At 34.3% G+C, this 17,659-nt stretch carries 20 protein-coding genes; 3 read left to right on the top strand and 17 right to left on the bottom strand.

Translation table 11 applies throughout. The annotated features are described in order from the left end of the window. Positions 1–48: 48 nt before the first annotated feature. The 6 genes from HMPREF9708_RS05430 to HMPREF9708_RS05405 all read right to left on the bottom strand — a co-directional run bounded on the left by HMPREF9708_RS05430 (position 49) and on the right by HMPREF9708_RS05405 (position 4,883). Positions 49–369, bottom strand: coding sequence for an ArsR/SmtB family transcription factor (locus HMPREF9708_RS05430; RefSeq protein ID WP_006309253.1), 321 nt, complete (start codon positions 367–369; stop codon positions 49–51). 560 nt (positions 370–929) lie between these two features. Beyond that, on the bottom strand, positions 930–1,535 hold the full coding sequence (locus HMPREF9708_RS05425) for a CadD family cadmium resistance transporter (protein WP_006309252.1): 606 nt from the start codon (positions 1,533–1,535) through the stop codon (positions 930–932). A gap of 429 nt (positions 1,536–1,964) precedes the next feature. Next, positions 1,965–2,279: a hypothetical protein gene (locus HMPREF9708_RS05420; protein ID WP_006309251.1), complete on the bottom strand. Its 315-nt coding sequence runs from the start codon at positions 2,277–2,279 to the stop codon at positions 1,965–1,967. A gap of 750 nt (positions 2,280–3,029) precedes the next feature. After that, complete coding sequence (locus tag HMPREF9708_RS05415; RefSeq protein WP_006309250.1) at positions 3,030–3,644, bottom strand: ABC-2 transporter permease; 615 nt, start codon at positions 3,642–3,644, stop codon at positions 3,030–3,032. Continuing rightward, positions 3,645–4,505: an ABC transporter ATP-binding protein gene (locus HMPREF9708_RS05410; protein WP_006309249.1), complete on the bottom strand. Its 861-nt coding sequence runs from the start codon at positions 4,503–4,505 to the stop codon at positions 3,645–3,647. It abuts the gene before it with no gap. 3 nt (positions 4,506–4,508) lie between these two features. Then, a complete protein-coding gene (locus tag HMPREF9708_RS05405) occupies positions 4,509–4,883 on the bottom strand; it encodes a GntR family transcriptional regulator (RefSeq protein WP_006309247.1) in 375 nt (124 codons plus the stop codon). Between the two features lie 348 nt (positions 4,884–5,231). On the opposite strand from HMPREF9708_RS05405, the gene HMPREF9708_RS08635 reads away from it, so the two are divergent. The 3 genes from HMPREF9708_RS08635 to HMPREF9708_RS08175 all read left to right on the top strand — a co-directional run bounded on the left by HMPREF9708_RS08635 (position 5,232) and on the right by HMPREF9708_RS08175 (position 6,657). Next, positions 5,232–5,516, top strand: a complete 285-nt coding sequence (locus tag HMPREF9708_RS08635) for a transposase (RefSeq protein ID WP_006309246.1) — start codon at positions 5,232–5,234, stop codon at positions 5,514–5,516. Positions 5,517–5,587: 71 nt separating this feature from the next. Beyond that, complete coding sequence (locus HMPREF9708_RS08630) at positions 5,588–5,818, top strand: hypothetical protein (RefSeq protein WP_006309245.1); 231 nt, start codon at positions 5,588–5,590, stop codon at positions 5,816–5,818. Then, a complete protein-coding gene (locus tag HMPREF9708_RS08175; protein ID WP_332244884.1) occupies positions 5,722–6,657 on the top strand; it encodes an IS3 family transposase in 936 nt (311 codons plus the stop codon). The genes HMPREF9708_RS08630 and HMPREF9708_RS08175 overlap by 97 nt, the downstream gene beginning before the upstream one ends. Before the next feature lie 306 nt (positions 6,658–6,963). Here the strand turns inward: HMPREF9708_RS08175 and HMPREF9708_RS05390 are convergent, their stop codons facing one another. The 11 genes from HMPREF9708_RS05390 to HMPREF9708_RS05345 all read right to left on the bottom strand — a co-directional run bounded on the left by HMPREF9708_RS05390 (position 6,964) and on the right by HMPREF9708_RS05345 (position 17,520). Further along, positions 6,964–7,131: a hypothetical protein gene (locus tag HMPREF9708_RS05390; protein ID WP_006309243.1), complete on the bottom strand. Its 168-nt coding sequence runs from the start codon at positions 7,129–7,131 to the stop codon at positions 6,964–6,966. A 94-nt stretch (positions 7,132–7,225) separates the two neighbouring features. After that, positions 7,226–8,344, bottom strand: a complete 1,119-nt coding sequence (locus HMPREF9708_RS05385; protein ID WP_006309242.1) for an alpha/beta fold hydrolase — start codon at positions 8,342–8,344, stop codon at positions 7,226–7,228. Continuing rightward, complete coding sequence (locus HMPREF9708_RS05380) at positions 8,341–8,598, bottom strand: AbrB/MazE/SpoVT family DNA-binding domain-containing protein (RefSeq protein WP_006309241.1); 258 nt, start codon at positions 8,596–8,598, stop codon at positions 8,341–8,343. The genes HMPREF9708_RS05385 and HMPREF9708_RS05380 overlap by 4 nt, the downstream gene beginning before the upstream one ends. 1,165 nt (positions 8,599–9,763) lie before the next feature. Then, positions 9,764–10,351: a DJ-1/PfpI family protein gene (locus HMPREF9708_RS05375; protein ID WP_006309116.1), complete on the bottom strand. Its 588-nt coding sequence runs from the start codon at positions 10,349–10,351 to the stop codon at positions 9,764–9,766. A gap of 702 nt (positions 10,352–11,053) precedes the next feature. Then, complete coding sequence (locus HMPREF9708_RS08695) at positions 11,054–11,212, bottom strand: class I SAM-dependent methyltransferase (RefSeq protein ID WP_408610319.1); 159 nt, start codon at positions 11,210–11,212, stop codon at positions 11,054–11,056. A 134-nt stretch (positions 11,213–11,346) separates the two neighbouring features. Continuing rightward, on the bottom strand, positions 11,347–12,084 hold the full coding sequence (locus tag HMPREF9708_RS05370) for a class I SAM-dependent methyltransferase (protein ID WP_006309240.1): 738 nt from the start codon (positions 12,082–12,084) through the stop codon (positions 11,347–11,349). Then, positions 12,065–12,934: a nucleotidyltransferase domain-containing protein gene (locus HMPREF9708_RS05365; RefSeq protein WP_006309239.1), complete on the bottom strand. Its 870-nt coding sequence runs from the start codon at positions 12,932–12,934 to the stop codon at positions 12,065–12,067. The genes HMPREF9708_RS05370 and HMPREF9708_RS05365 overlap by 20 nt, the downstream gene beginning before the upstream one ends. A gap of 15 nt (positions 12,935–12,949) precedes the next feature. Then, the gene (locus HMPREF9708_RS05360; RefSeq protein ID WP_006309238.1) at positions 12,950–13,291 is read right to left on the bottom strand and encodes a hypothetical protein; all 342 of its coding nucleotides are present in this window, start codon (positions 13,289–13,291) and stop codon (positions 12,950–12,952) included. A gap of 474 nt (positions 13,292–13,765) precedes the next feature. Then, positions 13,766–14,176 carry a hypothetical protein gene (locus HMPREF9708_RS05355; RefSeq protein WP_156798783.1) on the bottom strand — a complete coding sequence of 137 codons (411 nt, stop codon included), beginning with the start codon at positions 14,174–14,176 and terminating at the stop codon, positions 13,766–13,768. Positions 14,177–14,415: 239 nt separating this feature from the next. After that, positions 14,416–15,387 carry a hypothetical protein gene (locus tag HMPREF9708_RS05350; protein ID WP_006309225.1) on the bottom strand — a complete coding sequence of 324 codons (972 nt, stop codon included), beginning with the start codon at positions 15,385–15,387 and terminating at the stop codon, positions 14,416–14,418. A gap of 231 nt (positions 15,388–15,618) precedes the next feature. Continuing rightward, positions 15,619–17,520 (bottom strand): purple acid phosphatase family protein, encoded by a 1,902-nt coding sequence (locus tag HMPREF9708_RS05345; protein WP_006309223.1) that lies wholly within the window; start codon positions 17,518–17,520, stop codon positions 15,619–15,621. Positions 17,521–17,659 lie beyond the last annotated feature (139 nt).

Raw genomic sequence — 17,659 nt, 5'->3', positions numbered from 1 at the left:
TAGATTGAGATGTTTCATCTATTGTCTTAATCCACTGCTTTTCTTGTTCTACTCTAACTTTTCCTTACATTTTTTACAAATACAGTCTTCTTTATCTTCAGTAATATAATCTAGGAAGTCTTTAACCTCTCCTATTCTTTCAAGGTTTAGAGTATATCTCACCCAAGCCCCATCTCTTCTTCCGTTAACAAGGCCTGAATCCGTTAAGTTTTTCATGTGATAGCTTAGGGTTGATTGAGAAATACTCAAACCATCCAAAATATCACAGGCACAAATCTCGCCACATGAGAGCATATCAATTATTTTTAGCCTGGTTTCATCAGACAAAACCTTGAATATAGGCGTGAACACTGCATATGATCTTTTCATAATTCCCTCCTTTCTTTATTTGATATATAGATACACTTCAATGATATCGATAAGTTTCGATTTCGTATTTAGTATACACCCCATATCGATGCTTGTCAATGTTGTTAAAAAACTAATTTTAAATTTAATGCTCAGAATTAAATACTCATTATTTAAATTTACCTAATTTAATTAGGCTTGTTTGCCATACTTATTATTATTTAATTGTCATTTGTTATTTTACTGTTGACTTCATATAATTAGTCTATTGCATTTAGCTAATCTGCAAACGTGTTTATGTTTTATAACTTATTAATTAATGTGTCAAATACTAATAACTTTTCACTCTCAACATCGATTCGTTTTATACGCTCTAAAAATCTGGAGAAAAATGTATATTAGGGTCTTTTATATTAAGGAGACGTCTTATATCATTAGTCATGCACAGAGTCTTTTCTGTTTTTTGTTAGCACTTTAGATATATCGGACTTCTGTGTTTTTGTGTATTCAAAAATAGGGTTGATAGAAGAATTTTTCTTCCATCAACCCTATAAATTATAGAACCATATAAAAATAGATTATTAGCTTGTTATTAGAGATATGAGAAAATTTATCGTTCCATTTTCAATCAATATATATAGACCGAGTCCAATAAACACGACTGGTACAATTATTTTTTCGTACTTTTCTACAATCTCTCCGATAGCAGAAATTGAGGCGAGTCTTTGAGATAATTTGCATAGAACTAAAATTCCTAACGCAAATATTACTAGACTTATACTAATCTCAATCAAACTCTTTCCTGTAAAATAGGGAATATAAATTCCTAAATTATCTCCACCCATTGCCACTGTTAAACTTGTAAATGCTATGATTTTTGATCCATCTCCGGTAATTTTTCCCTCGATGTCTTCTTCATCAATATCTTCATCCACAAAAATTGCTCTTATACCAAGACCTAGTGGAATTAGACCAAGGAGTCCGATCATCCAATCTTGTGGAATAAAATTTAAAAAGTAAGCGGCAATAAGACTAACCAGTACAAGCAGTCCTGTACCAAAATACTGTCCTGCATAAATTGATTTCAAACCTTCCTTGCCTTGACTGGCGAATAAAATAGTCAAAACAACTAGGTAGTCAATTGATGTAGAGACAAAAACTAATAAAGCGGATACTATTGTTTCCATTATTTCTCCCTTCAAAATATTTAATTTTTATAGCCAACTAAAAATTGACTGCAAATACATTGTGCCTTGGCAATTGCCAATGGAGACATATGAAGAAATAATTTCACAATTTTCCCACCTTTCTTTAAAATACTACTAAAATTTTACTTACATTATCGGATTTTGTCAATTATGCTGACAAATATCCACGCAAATGATAGAGATTGAAATTATATAAAATTAGATATACCAAATATTATTTATCTAATATTGAATCATCTCATTCACTCTTTTCTGAACTGCGAAGTAATCACATCCAGCTTGTAGATTAAGTCCGTGACCAGCAGATGCTAGATGGGTAATGGCTACAGGAATTTCACCTTGATTCCATTCTTTAAAGTCTTCATTTGTTTTAAGACCTCTTACATCAAATTTATCTTTTATTCTTTTTTAATCTGACTTATACCAATAAGCTATTAAGACTGGTTTTACATTTGCACCTTCTATTAAATCTTCTAAAGCATCAAGCTTTCTATCATGAATATAAATCATATTTTTATCTTCATCATAAACAGAATCTGATGCCATTTGCAATAACTTATTAGTAAGGGCTGCAGCATTGACTGCATCTATATCTTTATCCTTAATACTAACTACCAAGTCTTTCTTTAATATATCGTAATTATCTCTTTCTGTATCTGATAGGTATACAGAGACTGCATTGTTTATTTTCTCTGGCATTCTTAGGTAATCTTCAGCTTTCATAAAAGCTGTGGTCTTTGATATTTTTACTAATTATTTCACTGGTCAAGTCCTAATATCTATCCTGTCTACATACCCTTACAAATTTTACTATTAATATGTTCCCACAAGGTGCTCTTTCAATAAAAAATAGCTTTTAAGTTTTCTTTAAAATCCTAAAAGCTATTAATTTCAACACTTTTATAGCTTATTATTCTATTTTCTTGACATCAATACTACAGTCTCGGCGGTTCGCTGTTACCGCATCTTTACCTCACTGCCTTCCTCAACAAGTGAGACATAAAGAAGCTCTGCTCCTATCGTCGCAGACCAACTGTGTCTTTAAACTCAACTGACGCTTACGCTTGTTTCGTTAAGAGGATACAGTCTTGGCAGCCGAACTCAACCAATCACTTCCTCACTTTGTTCGTCGTTCTTGGGAGTTCCGTGCATGGGCGGAACCTCTACTTGTCTGCGTCGCTTCGCTCCTTGTAAGCAATACTACGGCCTTGTCAGTAGCTATCATCGAATCATTTCCTCACTTTGTTCGTCATTCTTCGGATAGCCTTGACGGGGCAGGACATCTACTTATACTTCGACGACATGTCGTCTCGTACAAGTAGTGTCACTGCCTCCACATGTGTCGATTAGAAGCTATGAATTGATTTTGATAGGGTGGTAGGGTGGTTTTACTGATATTAACTACTCTCATCAGTCTACTGAAAAGTCACTCCAAACCACTCTGAAGGATACATAAGATTCCAATTAAATGTATTATAAATCCTTGCTCTCATAGACCTTAACAGTCAAGAACAATAATAAAGCAGATACCACTAGAACGATTAAAGCAGAAGATAGGATTAGAGTAGCTGGTTTTATTGATGAAAGCCACCTTAATGCTCCTTGAATAAATGCGCTATTTGCTAATGTCCACCCAAACATTATTATTACTAGGAAAATTATGATAGTAACATAACTCATGAATACAGGGCCAAAAATAATGTACAACAATTGATAACCTAAAATTAACAGGATAGCCATGACTACAGTTAAGAAAACTTCTTTGATGCTGTTGCCTTTTAAACTTGGAAGTATGCTGTTTAACAATATTATAAGTGATAAGTTAATACCGACTTGTAAGAAATGAAAAATAGTTTTACTTACTACTACTTCAAAGCGGCTCACTGGCATACTTTGAATGAGGGCGTGATATTCATTTTTGTCTTCCAGACCATCGATATTTCGCATATTAAACATGGACAGCAGTAAGCCTAAAATTAAAGGTAATTGATCATTACTCACTACAAAGGAGACTAAGATAAGAATAATCAATGATAAAATTAATAGTTTTCGACTTACTATCCAATCTTTAACTAGTAATGCTCGCATTTAATTGTCTCCCTTCAAGTGATAAATCATAATATCTTCCAATGACGCTGGTTCAATTAGAACCTTGTCACCATAAATTTCTTGAAAAATTTTTGCATCTTCGCTCAAACCAGCAAAGCCAAACTCTCTCTCTGTATAACCTATTAATAAGTTTCGCATCTCTGAATCCAGCAATTGAAGTGGACCCTTGATGAGATTGTAATTTTCAAGCAAATAATTTTTAGAATCCTGAATTAATAATCTTCCATCATTAATAAAGATAATATAATCCGCAATTTTTTCCAAATCGGCTAGGATATGGGTGGAGAATAATATCGTCTTTTCTTGATCTTGGATAATATCATACAGTAAGTCTAGAATCTCCAACCTTACGACTGGATCTAATCCAGATGTTGGCTCATCCAAGATGATCAGATCCGCATTATGGCTTAAAGCAACGGCTAATGAAAGTTTAACCTTCATACCTGTAGATAAATCTTTTACTTTTTTCTGCAAAGGCAGCTCAAAATCACGACAGAGAGAGTCAAATTTATCTTTATCCCATTTAGGATAAAAACCGTTAACTAAGTTGCCAATAGAACAAACATTCAAATTTTCATAATAAATATTTTCAGCATAAACAAAACCTATTCGCTCACGTGCGGCTTTTCCTTCATTTTCATGATCATAGCCTAAAAGATCTATTTGTCCTGTATCCGCCTTAATCAAATCCATTATCAATTTAACGGTTGTTGATTTCCCAGCTCCATTGGGCCCTATAAATCCCGTAATATAGCCTTTTGGTATCCGTAAATTCTTTAAATCAATTTTAAAGTCACCAAGTGTTTTGGTAACATCTTTCATTTTTATCGCATATTGCATTTTTTATTCCTCCACTTTTTCACTGAACCGTTGAACTATTTCTTCAGAACTTAGGCCTATACTTTTTGCTTTTATAATAACTTGTTCGATACCCGCATCTATTTCTGCTAGAATTTTTCTTTCAATCAAATCAATATCCAAATCGGCTACATACGTTCCTTGACTTGGGATGGACATCAGAAATTTTTCTTGTTCTAAATTTTCGTATGCTTTTTTAACAGTAATAACACTGACTTCTAAATCTTTAGCCAACTGTCTAATAGATGGTAAACGTTCTTTTTCCTTTAATTCACCAGATATAATGTTACGCTTAATTTCTTTTATTATCTGTTCGTACAATGGGACTTTAGAAAATTTCGAAAGATTAATATTAATCATTTAACTTCTTTCCTTCACACTTTGTGTATATACTATATATACAAAGTGTACAGGTTTGAGTTTCTTGTGTCAAGCATTTTATTAACAAATAACAGAATCAAAGGGCACCTTCCGCCTGAAAGAAAATTTACTAAAAGTTTAATACCTATTTGTCCTCGAATTACACAAATGATTTTATTATTTTTGTTCAATTTATTCATATAAAAATGCTCGATGTAGGTTTACACCAAATAAATTCAAAAAAGACTATTTATGCATATCATAAAAAGAGAGACACAGAACTACACCATTCCCATGTACTGACCCCCTAAAGTTGGACCGAATTATCCAACCTTAGGGGGTATTTGTATGGCTAAATATAGTTTAGAATTTAAAATGAATATTGTTTCCGAATATCTTTCTGGAACCATGGGGATTAAGGCATTGACGAAAAAATATAAGATTAAATCCTCCCAACAATTAATAACCTGGGTGAACGCTTATAAAACTCTAGGAATAAAAGGGTTAATGCGCTCTCGAAAAAATAAGACATACAGTGTAATCTTTAAGTTAAAAGCAATAATTATGTATGAAGTCAGTGAGAAATCCTATCAAACCGTGGCGAATGAATTGGGATTGATAATCCTTCACTGATTGCTAGATGGCGTCAAGAGTACAATAACCATGGGATTGAAGATCTTTCACGCAAACAGGGGAGGCCACCAATGTCTAAGAAGAAACGAATGAGCACAGAAAAACGAACTTCTTCTATTCCATTAAAGTTAACGGATCTAGGGCGGGCAAACAAACGAATTGAAGAACTTGAGTATGAATTAAAGATGCAAACTATAAAAAATGAATACTTGGAAATGCTAAGGAGCTTGCGGCAACAGAAAGCAATGAAGACAAAGCAAGAATCATCCACAAGCTCCGACAACAAGAAAGATTTACTTTAGCTGAGATTCTTGCGGCGATTGATTTTCCTAAATCCACTTATATGTATTGGCAAGCTCATTGGAAAAAGCCAGATCCGGACCAAAAAGTCAAAGACGCCATCTTGTTGATTCGTAAGAAACATCCAAACTACGGCTATCGTCGGATTCATGCGACCCTTGTTAACCAAGGGTGGGCCATTAATAAAAAGAAAGTCCAACGTCTCTGTCAAGTACTAAAGATTCAGGTTAAAAGCTTCGGACGTAAATATCGAAAATACAATAGTTACAAGGGGGTCGTGGGACGGATTGCTCCTAATCGGGTAAATCGAAGATTTGAGATGTCCATCCCTAGACAAAAAATTACTACGGATACGACCGAATTCAAATATTATGAAGAAGATCATTCTGGTAAACTTCAAGTTAAGAAAATGTATTTAGACCCTTTTATGGATTTGTATAATCTAGAAATCCTTAGTTTTAAAGTATCGTCTCAACCTAATCGGATCACCATGATTGAGGCGTTGAAAGAAGCTTTAGAAGCATCGAAAGAATGCGCCTATCGAAGAACCTTCCACTCAGATCGTGGCTGGGCTTATCAAATGAAGGAATATCAGGCGTTACTAGTAGAACATCGAGTATTCCAAAGTATGTCGCGTAAAGGGAATTGTTATGATAATGCTCCAATTGAAAATTTCTTTAGTATGATGAAACAGGAGATGTATTATGGAAAAAAATATCGAAGTTATAAAGCGCTAGAGACTGCAATCACAGATTACATTCATTACTATAACGAAGAACGAATTAAAGAAAAATTGAATTGGCTAAGTCCTGTTGCCTATAGAAAAGCACAGGTGGCTTAAGGATTTCTCTTTAAGTCAAAAAAGAGACAAACACAAAATTGTGTTCATCTCTTTGGTCCAACTATTTGGGGTCACTCTATTCTATATTCTCTTTTATTATTTCTTTTAATTCACTGCTCTCAGAAATAAGCTGATTGATGACTTCACAACTGCTTCTTGTAGATCTTGGCTCTATATTTTTAAGTGTGGGATGTAAAGAAAAACAGAATAAACAAAAAGAGCAGCCTTTTAAGCTACTCTTGTAGAAAGTACAAAATGAGTTAATTATATTTTTTGTGTTTCCTCATACCAGCCTAAAAACTACTCTTACATCCATGTAGTTTTTTGAGTCTTTTTGACGTATCCTTCTTCATCTTTTTCAAAGACAAAATGCTTATAAAACTGCTTAAAATGCAGGATTTCTAAATTTACATCTTTTGTATCAACGCTATAGTCTCCACATGTACCAAGACCACCCTGACGATAACGATACATTTGGAAGAGAGCCTCCACGCTCGTTGCACGATAGAAGTTGGCAAAAAATGATGTTACCGGGTAAATGTCAATGCCCGTTCAATGGGCATATCCGCTACTTCTGCTGCTTCATCTCCATCATTGCATCAACGAACTGTTCCGGTAAGTCAGCATGAATATCGTGACTTGATTCATAACCAGATTTAAGCGTACTGTTTTTGATTAAAGTATGAACTTCTTCTGCATCTTTTTCGTCCATGGCAGATAGTAATATTCCTTTTTCATCATAATAGCTCGGCGCAGTTTCCTTTGAAGGCGCAACATGAAGAATGATCGTCGGGCATTCTATTTCGCTCAACATCTTTTTCTGGTCAACTCCATAAAACCAGGAAAAATCGTAAAAAGTCTCCCCAAATCTTAAATCATAGTTTCCTGTTCCGTCCTGCATATTACGCGTTAAGAATATCATTCCATTCAGGCCGATTTCAGGAGGATAATACCAAACAATCGGCATTTTACCACTATTTTCCCTGATTCTCTCGGAAAAAGGATTTTTGATTATAAAGTCCCAATTATCTTTTCCATCTTTATTGAAAAGTGATTTCATGTAAGTATGATCAAGATAATATCTCGTATAATTCTTCTCCTTTTGCTGCGAAAAAAAATCATGGATCGTCTTAAACTCAAGATATGAAAAGGTGTTTTCAGCTCTAGCTGGCTCCGTAGAAAAGAAAGGTCCATCTTCTAGTAGAAGTCCTTTCACCTGTTCTTTGTCTTTTGATGCTACGGCCGCACATATTAACGCTCCAGAAGAATGCCCCGAAAGAAATGTTTTTTCACGGATTACATCTCTCATAAAATCAATCAAATCATCACGAATGGAAATAAGTTGATACTTGTCTGGATTTTTAGATGATTTCCCATGTCCGTAACAGTCTACTGCAAAGATGTGAAAATGATTTGAGAGTTTCGGTAAAACTTTTGCATAATCTTCTTTCGATACCATCTGACCGTGAATTAGTAAAAGCGGCTCCCCATTATTAGGACCTTCTAAGTATGATATCTCACTGCCATCGGTCGTTTTGTATACTTTTTCTGTAAATCCTAATTGCTTCCCTGTTTTCTTCATAAACAGATCGTTTCCATAGTCAAAGTAAATCGTTCGATATGCAAAGCCCACTAAAATTATAACTATCACTATCAAAACAACCATAATGATTTTTAATCGTTTCATAATATTTGCCCCTTAATTGCCTGTAGCATCTCCGCCATTTTATCACCGCTTATCAATGCTATTCCTTGATCTTGATCACCCAGCAGGAGGATTGTATCACCGCTTTCGATATGGAACAATTGCCTTGCCTCTTTTGGAATTACAATCTGTCCTTTAGTGCCAACTTTTGCAGTCCATGCATAAAACCCCTGTTCGTTTTTCTCAGTTTTATTCTCATATTCCAAGTTGGCATGACTCTGTTTGCTTTTTTTCATATCTTTATCTCCTTGACATTCAGTATTCTTTGTTATACATTTCATACAAATTATATCATGCATCATTGCTTTTTCAAGAAAAAATTAGTAAATATCAACTCGACAATTTCGTAGCAATTTCAAATGCTTTCTATTTTTTACAGATAAATCACCCCGTCATTTTCTGACGAGGTGATTTATCTTGATATATTCTTTTTATGCATCGACTTCTATCGCAAGTCCTGATTTGAATTCCACTCTCCAGTAGTCAGAACTGTTTTTTAACAATATAAAAACGGGATCAGAATAATGCTCCTTTTCTTGACAATACCATCACCCCCCTTTTTTTATTTCAAGGCTTTTCTATACCGTTTCGTCCTTCACTCTTGACATCAATACTACACTCTCAACATGTCTTAGGTATAAAATTTACATTGTTCTGCCCTGTCCTTCCATTCGTTGAAAAAAATAGGACTTAGGAAGTGATAATTCATAGCGTTTATTTTATAATGTGTGGACTGTATATATAGAAAAGGAGACGAGTTTTATGTGATTTATAGGTATTTTAGTGACACAAGTGGTCATCTCGTATTTATGGATATATTTTAGTGCTTTTTTCGATCTAAGTTTTGGTAGGTTTATTTTCTTATTACCTCAGGTGGCACTTATATCAACCATCATTCTATGGTGGCTGGACAGAAATATAAGAAGACGGGGAATCTTTAACATAATCTTTATTTGAACCCACCTCTTGTCTTAAGTGGTGTCCTTCTTGTCCTTAGATAGTCTGGACAATTTTAAAACTTCGTTGGATTTCATATTTTGTTCCCTTTCAAACCTAAATCTATTTATTTATTCAACCCCTTAAATTATGAGCCTGAGACTCCTGCAGATATCATCCATTTCGAACCACTAAGCCATCAAAGTGACAATTAGATTCGTCGAAAAAGAGTCTTTCAATTTATGATTATTATATAGAAAAGAATATTTCATAGCCACTTCTTAAATAGATAAAAATTATAGAATTCATTCAAATAATAGGATATAATCTCATCACATATTTTTAGGTGAATTAAGCTTGGCGATAGGGGTTAAACTGCCTTTAAGGATCGTTTAAAGCTAAAATACATTTTATTTAATAAGAAGAAATCCAGCTGTAGGATTGATTCCTAAAGCTGGATTTTCATTATTGTCTACTAAAGGGATCAAAGTTTTGATCTTCGTTCCAAATATATTCTATTTTATTAGAAATTTCTCTTGCCTCATCATAGCCAAGGAGATCAGAAACGAAGCTCAGAGCCATGTCCATACCTGCTGAAATTCCAGACGCTGTATAGAACTTTCCGTCTTTAACCCATCTGGCTTTTTTCTTCCACTTAACCTTTGGGGCAGTTTCTCTAACCCAATCTAAGGCTCTTTTATTTGAAGTGGCTTCTTTTCCATCTAATTGCCCTGTCATTCCCACTAAGGCTGAGCCTGTGCATACTGTTAGAACATATTTTGCCGACTTGCTTAAGATCAATAATTTATCCAAAAAGGCCTGATCTTTAACTAAGGTTCTAGTGGCAAAGCCTCCAGGTATTAGTAAAACAGAGTTTGGCTCTAAAACTGGACTAAGTTCTGCTGAGACTTTAAAGCCATGGGCACTAGTTACTTCCTTTGAAGTTAAAGAAATATAATGAAGTCTTGTACTTTCAAGTTGACCTAAGATTTCAACAGGTCCAAAAAGGTCTAAAGTTTCAAATCCATCAAATAACAAAAAATAAATATCCACTCTAAACACCTCCCTTTGTTTTAAAATGATTTATTTTATATTTTTCTATAGCTTTTTTAGTTGAGCCTATAGTAGCATGTTTTTAAATTTATATCAAAGACAAGTTTGATCTGGATAGTGTCAGATTGTTATGAGTTGAGAATTTTCTTCATTAATATTTTTCTACTCCATACGGTACAGTATCTTTCCTTCTGCAAAAATCCACGTATCTGGGAGGGTGCAAGTGGGTGCATTTTTCCCTTAAAAATCTAAAATATTTTCAAAAATTCAATTTCTCATAGCTACTAATAGGTTAGCTCATCTATAAATATTACATACTTTCTTCTTTTCTATATCAAGTTCTATCTATCTTGTCTACTCAGCCTATAAATTTCTATCTTATTCACATCCCCTACAATCTCTACGATTAAAATGTTTTCTCAAGATATATTTTAAAAAAATGGCTTTTAAGATTTCTTCTAAAATCCTAAAAGCCAATGATTTCAACAGTTTTATAGCTTGTTATTCTATTCCCTTGTCATCAATACTACGCACTCGGCGGTTCGCTGTTACCGCATCTTTACGTCACTTCGTTCCTCACTCTGCGACAGCTATCGCATAAATCATTCATAATTGATGACTACGTCGTTAATCACTCCTTGTCATCAAAACGACTGATTCAACATGTGTCGAGTTGCCTTGATAGCTATCAAAACTACATTCTCAACCTCTAAGGTTATGGGGAACATATTCACGCTCGTAGATGGAAACATATCCAAGATTGGTTGTCGTTTGTGGGAACATATCGACAGCTGTGATTTGAGAAGCTGTGTTTTTTGCAAGGGTTATTGTCTGACCTCCAGTTCCACAGCCGATGTCCAATATTTTAGTTTTTTCATTCTAATAGGAAATGTAGCATCTTCACTGCCCGGTCCTTGACGTTCGTTATCTCTATGACACTCTATGATTAATTCTAATAACTCCATTTTAATTCTCAGGTAAATATTGTTTCTATATTATTTGCATCCTTTTCTTGCAGATATAATCAACATCATGGGACGACGCATTTCATCCTCCATCCCTGGAATATCCATCATGTTTTCTGGTGGCTGTGGTTCCTCAATCTGATTTATTATAAAACCTTTTGAAAGCAGTGTATTTAAATATGTGGTCAATGTTCTATGATATTTTGTAACTTTTTCTCCCAGAAATACAGCTGTCCGTTTTCCCTCATAATAATAATTGTCCACCGGGAAATGCAGTATTTCTCCCTTTTCGTTGTAATGCCAGTCCTGTGTTCCATAGGAAGTAAAAATAGGATGTTCAACTGTAAAAATAAGTGCTCCATTTGGTTTTAACATTTTATACAAGTTATTAATCAAATCCTCATAGTCTTCTATATAATGAAATGCCAATGAACTGAGTATTACATCAAAGCTCTCATCTGAAAAACTTATATCTTCTATAGCACAACATCTATATTCAATCTGTGAGAAATGCGTTTTCTCTTTTGCTACTTTGAGCATTTTATGAGAAATATCAACACCTACAACAGAAGACGCTCCGTGTTCCATCGCATAAATACAGTGCCATCCATAGCCGCATCCTAAATCAAGCACAAGCTTATCTTTAAAATCCGGCAGCAGCTTTCTCAATGTTTCCCATTCTCCTGCACCGGCTAGTCCCTGCTGTGATCGACTCATTTGACTGTATTTTTGAAAAAATATATTATCATCATATTTGTTTTCTTTCATCTGAATTCCCCTCGTTTAAAAAGTTATTCATCTCCGTTGCAATTTTTTTCACTTCTTTATAAAGCTTCTCGGTCAGATCGTAGCATTCAAAAAGTGAAAGACCGAGTACTTCAAAAATATGATTAACCCTTTCAGCATATTTTTCAGGTTTATATTCAAAGGTTTCAATCAGTTTTATAGCTTTCTTTTCGTTAATGCAATAAGCATTATTACATGCAAATAGTACTTGATTTAAGCATGAAATAATACGAAAAACATGGCCTGCAATATAATATTTATCCTCTGCTCCCGCATTTACTTTTACAAACATTAAAGAGAACTCTGCTTCAAATATAAAAAAGTTTATCAAGTTCTTCTTTAGAGCACCAGGGTAAATTTCTGCCTGATTTTTTAATTCGCATAAGCTTTCATTCTTAGTATATAGTATCTTGCTGATCGCCAATTCTCCACGATACATAGCACTTATATATCCATGGGGATGCCCCGTCTGATAATTAGTAGTAACAATTCCTTGCTCCGTATCTTTGATTATTTGTTCCACCCGTTTTATATCACGTAAAATCAAGTCAACATGATACCCATTTATAACTAACCATCCGCCGCCATTAATCCAATCACCCCACGCTCCGGGAGGTACAACAAGGTTATTTCTATTCTCATCATCCAACTCTGTAGCAATTTGATTAATCGCTGTAATGTCAAATGATTCTGATTTGTAATAGATTCCGATATCTATATCAGAATCCTCTGTATGGGTACCTCTTGCACGGGAGCCCCCTAATACAATGCCTTCTATGCAAGGCAAAGAAGATAATTTCTCTGTTACTATTTGAATTACATTATCTACCATACGAATACACTCCTTTTATCGATTATAGACAAAATACTTGTCTCCTCTCTTTTTCTTTCCGTAGTTCCTCGGGAAGCAATCCTTCCTGAGCAGCCAAACATACTGGTCGATTTGATTCAGGCTAAATTTATCCAAGTCATAGAAGGCACGGAAATCAATCAGTATACCTTTTAATTTAACATAGTCTTTCAAATCACCATCTTGGAAATCTGAGAAGTTATCACCATTTCTTAAATAGCAAAGCACCTCATCGACGTAGCTATCATAAATCGGAAAATCGAGTGGATTGTGATGGCTACAATACTTTGAAGCAACGTAATAAAAATTCTTCTCTATAAATAATAGCAATCTTGTCAATTCACCAACTCCATAACCGTATTGGCAGATGACTTTTTAATTTCACCAATCTTGGATAACTTCCCTCAAAGCAAAAATCCGTGATTATCCTTCCGGCTTAGAACCAGATCTCAAATCACGGAAAGCCTTTATTTACTTATCATATTACACGCTTACTTATCCACCCGTGACATCAATACTACCGTCTCCACATGCACCGTCTGCGGGAAGAGATCAACCGGTTGGATATGGCGGATCTAAGACTATCACTACTTTGATACAATTTAATGCTTGAGTTTTTGAAATCACTATAGTACCTGTTTACACACCTAAATAAAAATGGCATTAAAATGTATGGATATAAAAATAACCCGTACAAAATACTAGTACGGGCATATTCTTAAATATAAAATTGATAAATTCACTATACTTAGATACTATTCGACAAATATAAAAATAGATTATCTAATTTAGAATTTAACTATATTAAAATTATTATTCTTTGATTGTTAAAGTATTCGGGTCTAAACGACTTTTTATAAATTGTAATATTTCTTTTTCTAATTCTAAATTATATTGTTGCAAAAATTCATGACCATGAGCTTTAATTTTTAAATTGAGACTCTTCTGTCCTTTCATTACTATAATATTATTTATCTCACTATAAGGAACTGATAGGATGACTATAGAATTTGTCATAAAAGAATTAATGTGTTTTTCATTAATTCCCATAGCAGAAAAATAAGATAAAAAATAGATTGTTCCATTTAATGAAGTAATAAATCCTAAAACGGATTTATCTTTCAAATACCAAATTATAAATCCTACAAGTAGTAATAATGTAGCAGCTATAATAGATGTTTTTGGTATATTAGCTTTAAATATATTTTGTCTTCTTTTAATCAAATTATAGATAATTATACTTAGAAATATCATGTTTATCAAAATCAACATAGTAATAACCTCTGATTCTACAATACTACCATATATAATTCTAATATACCGTAACCAGACTCATTTTCAATAATCTAGAGTTGACAAACATATGTTATACATACTGAAACTTCTGATGCCCTAGACTTTTTGTTTTCGTAGCAAAAATAGTACTGATGGATGTTTTGCTAACAAGATTAATTATGACATCATTATTCATAAGCTAAACCGATACTGATGCCATTATAATCATAATAATAATAGACTTCTTTAGCAGCCGATGTTTCTGATGTTGAAAACCATGCATTGGTGATGATGCCAGATTTTGAGTCATAGTTGATGCTATGAGGCTGGCCAAGAATGCTGAGAATTTCTTGGTGATTGAGTCCGGCTTCATGGGCCAAACGGTCCAATTGTTTTTTTGTTTGTTCAATGGGTTGCTTCATTGATGCTTGATCACCCGATAAGTAATTGATGTCCGTAATAATGTTTCCTTTAACTGTCACAGCATATTTATCATGGTTTTCACCGGGAAATTGATAGACAATGACATCAAAAATATAACTGACTGATTTTGGTGACTCCAAGTAGTCTGCCAATACTTCAACTTTTGTATGTTGTTTATCTTGATAATTTTCTCTTAAAAGAGATGCGAGTTCATTAAATTTATCAAATGTGACGGGTGGAGTGTCTAATTCAAATGATTGTTCACCTAGCCCTTCAAAGTAAGTCATTTTTTCTAAATCATAAGCTAATCTCAAAACAATTTTTTGTCCGCCATCTTCAAGCGTAAAAATATGTTGTTTGATTTGGTCATTCATTTCAATCACTTCATCTGGTTCACCTAATAGTACTTGAATTTGCTCTTCGGTGATACTATTTTCAGTGTTAGCGTTAAGATAAATCGTTGAAACAATTGTATGAGCCTTTTCTTCTAAACTTAACTCGGCCCATTGTTCGTTAGTAGGGAATGTGGTGCTAGTTGGAGCAATAAGCTCAGTTTCATGAGCTTGTGACGTGATTTCAGTTTCATCAGATTGATAAGTTAGTCTAGACTCATCAGTATAAGATATTTGTTGGGACGCGTTAATCGTGGTGTTTTCTGCTTCCACTAAAAGTGAATTTATTTGTGAGACTGCGATTATTACAAACAGCGCACATAATATTTTATTTACGAATTTCATTTTAATCCTTCCTCTATATAAAGCAAAGGAGTGGACAAGAAGTAGAAAATCGGATGATTTTCGCTTCGTCTGCCCACCCCACACAGTCCAGTAGGTATCCAACTAGTTATTAAGACACGTTCTGTTACCACTCAACCGTTGTACGATAAATTAAATAAATAGGATCCAAAAGAGTAAGAAAAGTTTTTGCCCAGTTTTTGTCCTTTTTACTTCTAGTATAGATAGGAAAGATTATTGGGCAGATGTTTCCTCTGTAGTTGATTCTTCCTTTTTGGACTCAGTTGAATCTTCAGCAGAAGTTTCATCTTCTTTTGATTCAGCTGATTCTTCAGCAGAAGCTTCTTGTTTATTTGATTCAGTTGTCTCTTCTTCAGTGTTTTCTGCTGCATCTTTCGTGATACCGAATTCGTAAACTAATTCTACTTTACGTTCTTCACCAGCTAAAATATCACCAGAAACTTGATAAATTTTAACGTGTAATGAATTCCCTTCAACAGTATAGGTTGCGAAGTTTTGCACAGAGCTATCACGCCAGTTAGAGTGAGACTCAGCAAAAGCTTCCGTTTGTTGTGGTTGGTTACCGAATGCGAATAAGCTATTATAATAATCAACATCTTCGGTGGTCATCCAATCTAAAGCCGGACGAACTTTATGAACATGGTCTACACCTTTAGAGTAAATATCATCATATGCTTTAGTACCACCAGTATTAGGTAATACAAAAACTGTTGCTTTAGGATCTACATAGTAGTCAACGCCATCTTTTTCGATTGTTTCAGCATCAGCGATGACACCATTCGAGAAGTTTTCTTCAGTTGGTACAAAATTTAATGGATAGGTTGCTGATAATACATGGTCATGTCCTTGTAAAGCTAAATCAACATCCAATTCATCAATTTGTTGCATGAATTCTTCACGAACGGCTTGAACATCACTATCTTGAAGTGAATGATACGACTTAGAGAAGATAGGTTTATGATAAGCTAAAATTACCCATTTGGCACCATTTGCACGTGCTTCTTCAATATCTTTACGAGCCCATTCTAATTGAGCTTTACCAAAAGCTTTTTCATCGGGATTGTCTGTATCGTCTGCTTTATTATCATTCGAGTTTAATACTGTAAAATGAACACCATTGTAATCAAATGAGTAGTATGAACCGCCACTAATCGCATCATTAGCTGCGTTCACATTAACATGCTCATTAAATTGAGTAATATCTGGATCAGGGTATTCACCAAACTGTTTCATTGTGTATTCATCGTGGTTACCAGAAGCTGAAACGAAGGCGTAATTTAAATGAGTAGCTTTTGATTGTTCCATCAGGTCTACCCACTCGTCTTCTACTTCAGCTGTTTCAACAAAGTCACCGGTATGTAAAATGAAATCTACATTATCAGTACCCACTTCTGCAACGGCGCGAGCAATAGTATCAGCAGCAAATGTTGCTTCGTTACGAACGTTTTCGTTCCAGTACGCATTTTGGGTATCGGTATATTGAATAAAAGTAAATGATTCATCCGCTTTGCCAGCTGTTTTGAATTTTCCAACCTCGGACATTTCGCCTGAAGCTGAACCCAATTGGTAGTAATAAGTTGTGCCCGGTTCTAAATCGGTAGCTTCTGCTTTATAAGCATATTCAACAACATCAACAAGCCCTGCTTGACCTTTTTTGTCACCTGAAGTCCATTCTGGTCCAGTTTGATTTTCATCGGTGAAGTAACCATTAATTTTTGGTTCGCCATTTTCATCTTTTTCAATATTTCCTTCTTCATCATAAGCAACGTCAGCAAAGATTAAGAAGCCATTTTCATCACGTTCTAAATAGCGATTAGTTACTTCTGTCGCTTCCGCAGTGAATTCCATCGGTTCGCTCATATCTTCAGATTTTGAAACTAATACTTTAGCATCATCAAATTTCGAAGTAGTGAACCAGCTAAAGGCCATTGAAGTTGATGGGTCATTTTTAATAGATGTAATGACACGGTTAGGAACATCATTTGACTTAACTTCAGCAACAGCTGGTTTCTCAGCTAAAAGTTCCATATCTTCTGCATAGGCAGCCATTGGAGCTAATATTTGAGTAGCAGCAAGTAACGATACAACTAATTTACTAACCTTAGATTTAAGCAATTTTACTCCTCCTAAAAATATCAATATGCTTTACGCACTTTAATTATGGCAAAGCAATATTAATTTTATGTAAATTTTATGTAAATATTAAGTAAAAATCTAATCAATTATTTTTTTAAATAGATTTTGATAGGTAAAT

Origin of the sequence: Facklamia languida CCUG 37842, from assembly GCF_000245795.1 — a bacterium.
Classification (GTDB): domain Bacteria; phylum Bacillota; class Bacilli; order Lactobacillales; family Aerococcaceae; genus Facklamia; species Facklamia languida.
Note: the sequence above shows the minus strand (reverse complement) of the source record. Positions and strands in the feature narration are given on the sequence as shown.